At 59.8% G+C, this 11,402-nt stretch carries 11 protein-coding genes; 1 reads left to right on the top strand and 10 read right to left on the bottom strand.

What is annotated here, in order from left to right; translation table 11 throughout:
* Positions 1-4: 4 nt before the first annotated feature.
* From BV82_RS04930 to BV82_RS04885, 10 genes are all read right to left on the bottom strand, one after another.
* Complete coding sequence (locus BV82_RS04930) at positions 5-1,138, bottom strand: hypothetical protein (RefSeq protein WP_010223508.1); 1,134 nt, start codon at positions 1,136-1,138, stop codon at positions 5-7.
* 109 nt (positions 1,139-1,247) lie between these two features.
* Positions 1,248-3,008 (bottom strand): isocyanide synthase family protein, encoded by a 1,761-nt coding sequence (locus BV82_RS04925; RefSeq protein WP_010223509.1) that lies wholly within the window; start codon positions 3,006-3,008, stop codon positions 1,248-1,250.
* 27 nt (positions 3,009-3,035) lie between these two features.
* Complete coding sequence (locus tag BV82_RS04920; RefSeq protein ID WP_036993883.1) at positions 3,036-3,740, bottom strand: HAD family hydrolase; 705 nt, start codon at positions 3,738-3,740, stop codon at positions 3,036-3,038.
* Positions 3,740-4,735, bottom strand: coding sequence for an isocyanide synthase family protein (locus BV82_RS04915; protein WP_010223511.1), 996 nt, complete (start codon positions 4,733-4,735; stop codon positions 3,740-3,742). Before BV82_RS04915 ends, BV82_RS04920 begins: the two co-directional genes overlap by 1 nt.
* A gap of 274 nt (positions 4,736-5,009) precedes the next feature.
* Positions 5,010-5,897 (bottom strand): heme o synthase, encoded by an 888-nt coding sequence (gene cyoE, locus BV82_RS04910; RefSeq protein ID WP_010223512.1) that lies wholly within the window; start codon positions 5,895-5,897, stop codon positions 5,010-5,012.
* Positions 5,898-5,908: 11 nt separating this feature from the next.
* Complete coding sequence (gene cyoD, locus BV82_RS04905; protein ID WP_010223513.1) at positions 5,909-6,241, bottom strand: cytochrome o ubiquinol oxidase subunit IV; 333 nt, start codon at positions 6,239-6,241, stop codon at positions 5,909-5,911.
* Positions 6,242-6,871: a cytochrome o ubiquinol oxidase subunit III gene (locus BV82_RS04900; RefSeq protein ID WP_026001353.1), complete on the bottom strand. Its 630-nt coding sequence runs from the start codon at positions 6,869-6,871 to the stop codon at positions 6,242-6,244. It abuts the gene before it with no gap.
* Between the two features lie 3 nt (positions 6,872-6,874).
* Positions 6,875-8,893 carry a cytochrome o ubiquinol oxidase subunit I gene (gene cyoB / locus BV82_RS04895; RefSeq protein ID WP_036993882.1) on the bottom strand — a complete coding sequence of 673 codons (2,019 nt, stop codon included), beginning with the start codon at positions 8,891-8,893 and terminating at the stop codon, positions 6,875-6,877.
* A gap of 3 nt (positions 8,894-8,896) precedes the next feature.
* Entirely contained in the window at positions 8,897-9,841 is a 945-nt protein-coding gene (cyoA, locus tag BV82_RS04890) for a ubiquinol oxidase subunit II (protein WP_010223516.1), read from the bottom strand.
* A 563-nt stretch (positions 9,842-10,404) separates the two neighbouring features.
* Entirely contained in the window at positions 10,405-10,911 is a 507-nt protein-coding gene (locus tag BV82_RS04885) for a disulfide bond formation protein B (protein WP_010223517.1), read from the bottom strand.
* A 226-nt stretch (positions 10,912-11,137) separates the two neighbouring features.
* Between BV82_RS04885 and BV82_RS04880 the strand changes: the two genes are divergently transcribed.
* Positions 11,138-11,401: a YebG family protein gene (locus tag BV82_RS04880; protein ID WP_010223518.1), complete on the top strand. Its 264-nt coding sequence runs from the start codon at positions 11,138-11,140 to the stop codon at positions 11,399-11,401.
* Position 11,402 lies beyond the last annotated feature (1 nt).

The following is an 11,402-nucleotide window of genomic DNA, read 5'->3' as shown; positions in this document are numbered from 1 at the left end:
TGTCTCAGCGAATTTCCTGGTAGGAAGATGCCTGCCAGGTGATAGGCGCTGCCAACCCGGCAGGCGGCATCAAGGTGCCGCCCTTCACCGCAGAGAAGCCAGCGCCCTGGCTGCCCAGCGAAACAGCCCGCTCGCCCTTCTCCGACTCGGTCAGCACGGTGTAGGAATGCGTGCGCATTGCCTGGTACTTGCTGTCGTCGCGCGCGAGCACCTGGTGATAGGCCTGCAGGTCGCGCTCGCCGAGGTTGAGCATTTTCTGCAGTTTCACTCCCCAACGGGTCAGGCACACTTCAGCAAAATGGCGAACGATCAGGCCCGGCTCGGCCAGCACCTTGCCACCGGCGGCACCATCGGCTGCAGCATTGCCCACCAGAGTGGCATGGCGCCCGGGCATCGGGTAGACATGGCAACGGGTGCTGGCATGGGTCTTGGGGATCACGCAGGAGAAACCTTTGGAGCGTTCGTCGCGGGAGAAGAAGCCAACGTACTGCTTGACGTTTTCGCCCAGTTGCACCCGGTGGTGGTCGAAGTTGCCAATGCCTGGTACCGGATCGATGGCGAAAATATTCACCGCAAGCTTCTTCAACTCACTATCGCCAAGCAGGGCATTGGCCAGCATGTGACAGCTGACGCCGCCTCGGCTCCACCCCACCAGGTTGACCTGGGTGGGGATGATGCCGTCCTTGCGAAATTGCTTGATGATCTGCTCCTGGAGCATTTGCGGCGTAATCTTGCGGTTGCCGTAGTTGTAGGTGCGCCAGAACCAGGAAGCCGTTGCCGTCGAGTTGGGGATTGGGACGCCAGCGGCTTTCAGGCGCTGATACTCCTCCTCACTCAGTTCCGTGCGCTGCCAGTTGCTCTCGCCCTTGATGATCTGCAGTGCATGCTGGACATTTTCCTCCCAGCCTTTGCCAAACAGGGTCTGGTTCCAGTTGTAGTAGCCACCTGGCTCCACGAACAACTCATCGGCCTGCAGGTTGCCACTGCCTGGGCCGTCGACGGCAATCCAGTGGGCATACTCCTTGCCCTGGTCGTTGGAGGCCAGGGTCGAAACCAGCTCGCCATTCCAGAAGTTGGGGTTCTTGTCGTCGAAACGATGAGAGCCGGTGCCACAAAAGTAAACGGTCAAAATGCTCATGTCATGATCCTGTCAGGTTGAGGACCAGCACACGCTATTGCAGCCCGAGCGCCACCGACAGACGGAAAGAAACCCTGACAGCGGGCACCCCGCTGCCAGGGTCAGCGCCTCAGTAGACCTGAACCCGCCAGAGCTCGCGCGAAGCCGAAGCCGGCGACATCGGCAAGCGACCATGCAGGGTCTGGTAGTTGTCGATCAATACCAGATCGCCCTCGACCCACTCATGGGCGATCAGGCAATCCTCGTCATAGACCAGCGCATTGAGCTGCTCGAGCAAAGCCTGCTGGGCTTGCGCCTCGAACCCGTGCACTTCCTGGCTCAAGGTCTGCAGGGTCGACTCGGTGCCTTCCTGGTAGCGCAAAATACGTTCACCGGTGCGCGGGTGCAGGTCCACCAGGCTGTAGCTACGCGGCGAGCCACCGAAGTAGGTCATGCGCGTGTAATAGGTAATGTCCACGGCCTGCCATTGCCGGGCTACCTGGCTGCCGACCTTGCGCAGGGCATTGCGGCTGTCGACGATGGTGGTCTGGCCTTCACCCGGCTGCGGCGCGGTCTTGCAATAGAGCATGAACTTGCTCGCGCAGAACTTCGGATCACGCTGCACCTGGGCATCGCTGGCCGGCAGCATGTTCAGGTCCCAATGCAGTGGCGTCTTCTCCAGCGAGTGCACCACGCCCTCGGGCTTGTCCGCCGGCTTGACCACATGCACCTTGCCGAAGGCCCATTGGTAGATGGTGCCGAAACGTTCGCAATCGCGGGCGAAGCTGTCGCGGTCTTCGAAGGTGCAGCCGCGCAGGCAGACAAAACCGAAGGTTTCCACCAAGGCTTCGAGCAATTGCGTCGAGAAACGCTCAAAGCCCAGGCCCAAGGGGGCGCGTACCAGCAAGCCGAACAACGGGCGCTTCTGGAGCTCGAATTCAAAGCCCTGCAGCGCCTCGCCGGTGGTTTCGTGGTACAGCCAGGGGCGCCCCTGGTACTGCACCAGCAGGTGCCGGTCGATATCCACTTCAGCCCGGGTGCGCAGCGTTTGGCTGCCATCCAGATGACGCACCGGCACCGCATGCCAGGGGCTGGAAACCCGTGTCAGGCCATCAGCCAAGGCCAGGGTGAACTTCGGCCCGGCATTGTCGTACTGATGCACCGACAGACGAATGTCGTCCGGGAAGAAGCGATTGACCGCGGCATTCAGCGCTTGCCCGCGGAACATCATCTGATAGGCCTTGTAGCCGATCTGCAGCAGGTGCTCGTCTTCGCTCTGCCCCGCTTCGCGGCACAGACGCAGGTCGTTGTAGAGGTGGCTGCAGAGCTTGTCGTGGGCATGACTGAGGGTCTCGTCATGGCGACTCTGCGCGATCAGCGCCTCGACGTTCTTCCACGGCAGCCGGGCCTGCTTGACCAGCGTGGCGCGCACGGCATCGGCGCTGCTGGCCTGGGGGAACAGGTCTTCCATGCTTACCCAGTTGATCGTGTGGGTGGTGCACAACTCGCGCAATGCCTGGTTGTAGGCTTTGCGCACGTCGTCGGGCACGCCGACGATATCGTTGAAGGTCGTGCCGTCACTCAGGATCGATACCACGCAACCTGGCGCGTACAGCGCCGCGATCTCCTGGCCCAGTTGGTCCAGACGCTCGATGGCCATGGCTTCGCCGTAATCTGGCAGCACACCGAACGTCTGGTCGCGGGCATTCGGCGACTTGCACGGGAAGCCCGGCAACACCAGGCGTACCGGCGCCTGTTGATCGTAGAAGTGGGCAAGGCTGGTGGCCAGGCTGGCCCGACCTGCCCTGTCGAACCGATCGTCGTTGTCCTTGAGCAGATAACCTGCCAGCACATCGCTGACCGCCTTGATCCAGGTGTCCTTGTGTTGCATGACCTTTCTTCCTTGAGAGGTGGTGTATCAGAGCGGGCTGGCAATAGCGCCAGCCACGCAGGTTGGGTTGGCCCGCTGCACGGCATGCAGCAGGTCTGCCGGTTGATCGCAGTACAGGTCCGCCGTCTGTGCTTGCAAGGCATAGGCCCGACCGTAGCCCCAGGTCACGCCAGCGGCGTGCATGCCGGCTGCGCGTGCGGTCATCAGGTCGATGACGGTATCGCCGACGAACAGGCAGCGGGAGGGTTCCACCGCCAGATGCCGGGCCGCTTCCAGGGCAGCATCCGGCTGGGGTTTGAGCGGGTGGCCACGGCGCTGGCCAAGAACGATTTCGAAGGTGTTTGAGGGGAACAGCTGCCCAGCCACCTGCAACGCCATGTCGTGGGCCTTGTTGGTGACGATGGCCATCGGCAATTGCAATTGGCGACAGCCCTCGAGCATTTCCAGCACGCCCTCGAACGGTCGCGAGAACTGCACCAGGTGCTGCTGGTAGCAGGCGATGTAATGGGTATGCAGGGCCTTGTCATCGGCAATGCCCAGGCGCGCGGCGACACGCTCGAGCATCGCCCCGGTTCCACCGCCGACATAGGCGCTGATGGTCTCCCGTGGCAGCGGCTGATAGCCCTGATCCTGCAGCACCCGGTTCAGGCACCAGACGATGTCCGGCAAGGTATCGACCAAGGTACCGTCGAGGTCGAAAATCACGGCATCTGCCGTCAATGCTGGAAGCATCATTGCGCACTGGCGTAGTGGCAGGGGCGGCCCTGGCGGAACACCAGGCGGCTGTAGCGCTCGTCGATATTGCTGCGCTTGTCGAGCATCACCACCCCGCGGCGCTTGATCGCTACCGAGTGCCAGGGCGTACGCCACAGGTCGCTGGTGGGCACCAGGCGGATGCCGATCTTCTGTGACACGGCCAACTGCGGGTGAATCGACAACCGCAGGCACTGTGGGTAGCGCGCCTGCAACAGCGCGCTCCAGGCTTCGCTGCGCTGGATCACCCGTTGCGACGCCGGCTTGGCGATCTTCTTCACGGCGTTGAGGCTCATGCCGGCGAACTCGGCAAGCCCCGAGTAATCCTCGGACAGAAAACGGTGAATGCCGCAGTACATCAGCATCATGTGCGGCTCATCCTGAAAGCGCTGGCCCAGTGCGATCAGCGACTGGCCATACTCGATCATCAGCTCCTCGCGCATGGAGTCCAGGCAGCCCAGTTGCGGGTAGGCATCCTTGAGATCGAACAAGGCGAAGCTGTGCGGATAATGCTGCTCGGCGTAACGCTGGATTTCGTCGGTGTAAGCCTTGACGTGGGCATCGGGCACACGCACCAGGTCGGAAAACACGTAGCCGTCGGAACAGATGTGAATCAACGCGCCCGGCGCATACAGCGCCTGGATTTCAGCGCACAGGTGCTGCAGTTCGTCGATGGCGTGACGCTCGGCAAGGTCCGGTAGGTGGCTGAGGGTTTTCTGCCGGTTCGGCGACTTGCCCGGGAAGGCTGGCAGGACCATTTCGATGCGCTGGCCGGCCTCGATCGCGCTGAGGACTTTATCCAGATGCGGCTCGAGCACTTCAGCCGACAACTCGTCGTCCTGGCCCGGTGCCAGGCTGCGGCGGCGGAACAGGCAGTCGAGCACCTGCAAGGCGGTATCGAGGTGCGCAGAGGTATGGCGTTCGCGCAGCAGCGCGAGGCACGCCCGTTGAGCAACGGCGTTTGGCTCGGTCATGGACAATCCCTTGTGTGGTCAATCACGGCCAGCATCCTCTGGCCATACGCAGATACTCCTTACCCGCGCCGCGCTAAAATCCGGCAAACCCCGGGTACTTGTCAACAGCAGATTCGGTCGTTGTGGCGTTCACTATCGATCGCGGGACAAGCCCGCTCCTACAGGGTTGATGCAATTCCTGTGGGAGCGGGCTTGACCCGCGATGAGCCCACCGGCACAAACAAAAACGCCCCAGGCTCTGCAGCCTGGGGCGTTTTTGTTACACGCGGATGAATCAGTGCGCGTAAGTCAGCAACAGCTCGGTCGGCACCTTGGTGTCCAGCGACATCATCACGCTCAGGGCAGTGATGGTGAAGATCGAGAACACGAACAGCTTGCGTGCCCACAGGCGATCGTCCACTGCCTTGTAGCCGGTCCAGGCCATGTACAGCCAGTACATGCCCATGGCGGCGGCAACGGCCATGTAGCTCATGCCCGCGTAGCCGCCCAGGGTCAGCATCAGGGTCGCGACCAGGAACGCCACGATGTACCAGAGGATGTGCTTCTTCGCCACCAGGATCCCACGCTTGACCGGCAGCACCGGAATCGATGCGGCCAGGTAGTCGTTGAAGCGGAAGATCGCAATGGCGTAGGAATGCGGCATCTGCCACAGGCTGAACATCACCAGCAGGGTCAGTGCAGCCAGGTCGAAGCTGTTGCTCACCGCGCAGTAGCCGATCACCGGAGGCATGGCACCGGACAGGCTGCCCACCAGGGTGCCGTGCACCGATTTGCGCTTGAGGTACAGGCTGTAGAAGCCGACGTAGATGACAAAGCCGATCAGGCCGAACAGCGCCGCCAGGGCATTGGCCTGCACATACAGCAGGCCAAGGCCGGCCACCCCGAGCAGGGTGGCGTAGGCCAGCGCGACGTTCAGCGAGATCTGGCCCTGGACCATCGCACGGTTCTTGGTGCGCTCCATCTTGATGTCGATGTCACGGTCGATGCAGTTGTTGAACACGCAACCGGACGCCACCACCAGCGAAGTGCCAATCACCGTGGCCAGGAACAGCATGAAGTCGACATGCCCTTGCGCGGCAAGGAAAAAACCGCCTGCCACAGAAAGCACGTTACCGAAAATGATCCCCGGTTTGGTGATTTGGATAAAGTGCTTAACGGACATGTCGTCTTACCTCACTTCGCCATCATGCTGGTGTGGATGCTGAACATGATCCACAGCGACAGGCCGACCAACAGTGCAATGACCATCGCTGTAAACAGGAAGGTCGACACGTTGGAGCGCTGCTCGGCGGAACGGTCCATGTGCAGGAAGTACACCAGGTGAACCACGACCTGAATGACCGCCAGGGCCACCACGATCATGATCGTGATGTCCTTCGGCATGCTCGGGAACATCACCAGGCCGAACGGAATCGCCGTCAGGATCACCGACAGGATGAAACCGATCACGTAGGACTTGACGCTACCGTGGTTGCCCTCGGCGTGGCTGTTATGTGCGTTAGCCATTTACAGAACCCCCAGCAGATACACGACGGTGAACACGCAGATCCAGACCACGTCCAGGAAGTGCCAGAACAGGCTCAGGCAGCTCATGCGGGTCTTGGCGGTACCGGTGATACCGTGCTTGTTGATCTGGTACATCATCACCGCCATCCAGATCAGACCTGCGGTCACGTGCAGGCCGTGGGTACCGACCAGCGCGAAGAACGCCGACAGGAAGCCACTGCGCTGCGGGCCGAAGCCCTCGGCGATCAGGTGATGGAACTCATAGACTTCCATCGCGATGAAGCCGGCACCGAACAGGAAGGTGACAGCCAACCAGCCCAGCACGCCGCCCTTGTTGCCTTTGAACATCTGCAACATGGCGAAGCCGAAGGTGATACTCGAGAACAGCAGCAGTGCGGTTTCGACCGCGACAAAGTCCAGCTGGAAAATGTCGTGACCCGACGGGCCGCCGGCAAAACTGCCGGACAGCACCGCGTAGGTGGCGAAGAGCGACGCAAACAGGATGCAGTCGGTCATCAGGTACAGCCAGAAACCGAATACGGTCATCTGGCCCGAGTCGTGGTGGTGGTCGTCATGCCCATGGTCGTGACCATGAGCATGAGTATCAGCGTTAATTACATGACTGGACATTGATTAAACCCGTTCAAACGATTCGACACGTGCGCCAACCGGGGTACCGGTAGCCAGGCCCAGGGACTTCATGCGCTCACCTTCGATGCGCGCCACTTCCTCGGCTGAAACCATGTAGCCCTGGTCGTCACGAGCAGCGTGGGCGACGAAGACCGCGATGGTACCGATCAGGCTTGCGCCGACCAGCCACCAGATGTGCCAGATGAAGGCGAAACCGAATACGGTGAGCAAGGCACCCATGAACACACCGGTAGAGGTGTTGTTCGGCATGTGGATCGCTTCGTACTTGGCTGGAACCTTGTAAGCCTTACCGGCTTGCTTGGTTTCGTGCCATGCATCCAGATCGACATTCTCAGGCATGCTGGCGAAGTTGTAGAACGGCGGTGGCGACGAAGTCGACCATTCCAGGGTACGGCCGCCCCATGGGTCGCCGGTCACGTCCATGTTGTCCTTGCGGTCGCGGATCGAGACGTACAGCTGGATCAGCTGGCAAGCGATACCGAACAGGATCAGCACGGCGCCGAACACGGCTACGTACAGGTAGGGTTCCCACAGTGGGTTGTCGGAGTGGTTCAGACGACGGGTCATACCCATGAAGCCCAGTGCGTACAGCGGCATGAAGGCCACGTAGAAACCGGAGATCCAGAACCAGAAGGCAGCTTTGCCCCACTTCTCGTTCAGGGTGAAACCGAAGGCTTTCGGGAACCAGAAGGCGAAGCCGGCAATGTAGCCGAACACCGCACCACCGATGATCACGTTGTGGAAGTGAGCGATTACGAACAGGCTGTTGTGCAGGACGAAGTCAGCACCTGGAACAGCCAGCAGTACGCCGGTCATACCACCGATCGAGAAGGTCACCATGAAGCCCAGGGTCCACAGCACCGGTGCGGTGAAGCGCAGACGGCCCTGGTAGATCGTGAACAGCCAGTTGAACAGCTTCACCCCGGTCGGAATCGAGATCAGCATGGTCGCCAGACCGAAGAAGGTGTTGACGCTGGCGCCCGAACCCATGGTGAAGAAGTGGTGCAGCCATACCGCAAAGCCCAGTACCGCGATCGCGCCCGAAGCGTAGATCATCGACTTGTGGCCAAACAGGCGTTTGCCGGCGAAGGTCGAGGTGACTTCCGAGAACACACCGAAGGCCGGCAGGATCAGGATGTAAACCTCAGGGTGACCCCAGGCCCAGAACAGGTTGACGTACATCATCGGGTTCCCACCAAGCTCGTTGGTGAAAATGTGGAAGTCCAGATAACGGTCAACAGTCAGCAGAGCCAGTGCAGCGGTCAGGATCGGGAACGAAGCGACGATCAGCACGTTGGCCCAGGTGCAGGTCCAGGTGAAGATCGGCATGTCCATCAGCTTCATGCCAGGGGCGCGCATTTTCAGCACGGTGGCGAGGAAGTTGACACCCGTTAGCGTCGTACCCAGACCCGATAGCTGTAGCGCCCAGATGTAGTAGTCGACACCCACGCCAGGGCTGTACTGGATACCCGCCAGCGGTGGATAGGCGACCCAGCCGGTCTTGGCGAACTCACCAACACCCAGGGAGACGTTGACCAGCACGACGCCGGACACCAGCAGCCAGAAGCTCAGGGAGTTGAGGAACGGGAAGGCAACGTCACGTGCACCGATCTGCAGAGGCAGGGCCAGGTTCATCAGGCCGGTGAAGAATGGCATTGCCATGAAGATGATCATGATCACACCGTGAGCGGTGAAGATCTGGTCATAGTGTTCGGGAGGCAGGTAGCCCTCGGAACCGCCGGTGGCCATGGCCAGCTGCGTGCGCATCATGATGGCGTCGGCAAAGCCGCGCAGCAGCATGATCATCGCGACGATGATGTACATCACCCCGATTTTCTTGTGGTCGACCGAAGTCAGCCACTCGGACCACAGGTAGGTCCATTTCTTGAAATAGGTGATTGCACCGATCAACGCAATACCGCCGAGCGCGATCATGGCAAGTGTCACCATGACTATCGGCTCGTGATACGGAATCGCATCCAGACTTAGTTTACCGAACATCTCTTACTCCTCTGCCCCAGCAGCTGAATGCATAGTCACGTCCATCCCTTCGGTACCGGCCGCTTCTTTGCTCTGCTCTTTTTCGTGGACCGGCCGACCGCGGTTCATGCCTTCGTACTTGTCGACGATGGACTGGAACTGCTCAGGCGAGGCCACGCTGTACAGCGCGACTGGATTGTTTTCGCTCGTTTTGGCCAATGCCGCGTATTCAGCCGCATCCAGCTGTTTAGGCGATTGCTTGACTTCGTTCACCCATGCTTCGAAATCAGCCTGGGAGGTGGCGGTTGCCTTGAACTTCATACCGGTGAAACCAGCACCGCTGTAGTTGGCGGAGATACCGTCGAACTCACCGTTCTCGTTGGCGATCAGGTGCAGTTTGGTGGTCATGCCAGCCATTGCGTAGATCTGCCCGCCCAGGCCCGGGATGAAGAAGGAGTTCATCACCGAATCGGAGGTCACGCGGAAGTTGACCGGGGTGTTGGCCGGGAAGACGATCTTGTTGACCGTGGCGATGCCTTGTTCCGGGTAGATGAACAGCCATTTCCAGTCCAGGGCGACCACGTCGATCTGCACCGGCTTCACGTCGGAAACCAGCGGACGATACGGGTCCAGCTCATGGGTGGTCTTGTAGGTGACGTAACCCAGGGCAATGATGATCAGCACCGGGATGGTCCAGACCGCCACTTCGATCTTGGTCGAGTGCGACCAGTCCGGGGTGTAGGTGGCTGCCTTGTTGGAAGCGCGATACTTCCAGGCAAACGCCAGGGTCATGAAAATGACAGGAATCACCACCAGCAACATCAAGCCGGTAGCGATCAGGATAAGGTTCTTTTGCTCAATGCCGACCTGGCCCTTCGGGTCGAGCAGGGTCCAGTTGCACCCACTGAGTAAAAGCATGCCTAAAAAGGGCAGAATGCCAAACAGTCTGGGGTAACGCTTTTTACTCATCTCACGACCTCTAGAGCAGCTTGCTTCAATGCAATTTGTGTTTTGGTCGCCAACACTTCGTCCTGCCAAGCGTCAGCATTTATGGGATCGAATACGGTCATGCCTTGAGGCCAGCTGCGGCGGCTCGGCATAAACCGGGTATTACGGTGTTTATTGTTTTGACTTCAGTAGGCAACAGGCCTGTCTTCAGACCAATTCCATTTGGTGCGGGAAATCACGGAGGGGGGTCAGCCCGGCATCGCCGCAGGCGATGCTCGTCAGAGTCAGCGAAAAGAGCCTGGGCTCCTTTAATCCTGCGACTCGCAAGCGGTGCCGAACGGAAATTGGGGGCGATTGTAGATAGGTAACCAATCGTTGACTATGACTTATTGAGCAACAGTCCTTTACCGATTACGTAACAATAGCGCCTGAAAAATCAGTTTCGCGACAGTTTGTCGCACCCCTTCCAATACCCCTGGAACGCCCGTTTTACAAGGGCCGAGACTTGATCAGGATCAAGTCTGGTGCGACAAACTTTGCAAATCTCATTGCGCAACGGACTTGCGTCAATACATGACTTTTGTCTAAGCCTGGCGGCGGTTGCGGTAGATGCCCAGAGGCACCAGAACGGCGGTCAGGATAAAGGCCGCCAGGGCCCATTGCGCCAGGGACAGGCCCATGACCGGCGGGTACGGCGTGGAGCAGAAACCATCGACCTGGAACACCAGTGGCAGCACCGACGCCAGCGGCAGGCCGTCGACGATCGGTTGCAGGGTATCGATGCCGCAACTGACCGCTGGATTGGCCAGAATGTACACATGATTACCGGCAGCGGCGATACCGCCGATGGCGCTGAGCACCACCAGGCCTTCGAGCACGGTCAGGCTGCGTTTGCCGGGCATGGCCGCACCGATGAAGGCAAACAGCGCGATCAGCAGCAAGGCATAGCGTTGCAGGATGCACAGCGGGCATGGCGCCTCGCCCAGCACGATCTGCATGTACAGCGCCCCGCCGATCAGGGCCAGGCAGATCACCCCCAGCAGTACCAGAAAGCGCCGTTCCCGATTCAGGCGCGATGTTTGCTCGTTCATTGCTGTTCCTTCGTAGACTGGATGGCTCGACTGCCGATACGCAATTCTACACGCTGAAGCAGACCATAGAGAGCGGCAAAAGTGCCGCGCCAGGCCCTCGTGGAGAGAAGCGAAGAGCAGAATACTGATTTGCCACTATCTTAGTCCTGTGGATTACCCTATCATTAACACTGTACAAATAAACAGTATCGAATACATCGATTACCAAAGGCATGTGAGGTGATGAATGGCCGTCGAAGTGGTATACCGCAGCAGCCGCGACCTGGAGCGCTTGTTCATGGATAAAGCCGAAGCAGACCGTCACGACAAGATGCTCGAGCTGGCCGAGCTGTTGGCCGAGGTCCTGAAGAAAGCCGTGCCTTCGCTGAGCGAACAGCAGGTCGAGGATGCCGGTATCTATATGGCGAAAAACCGTGATGTGTTCGCCAAGGCCTTCAAGAGCCAGCCCGACGCCCTGTCCGAGTTGCTCAACGACAGTACCGCCGAGTAAC

The sequence above is a fragment of the Pseudomonas donghuensis genome, assembly GCF_000696345.2.
Taxonomy (GTDB): domain Bacteria; phylum Pseudomonadota; class Gammaproteobacteria; order Pseudomonadales; family Pseudomonadaceae; genus Aquipseudomonas; species Aquipseudomonas donghuensis.
This window is presented reverse-complemented; position numbering and strand designations above follow the sequence as displayed.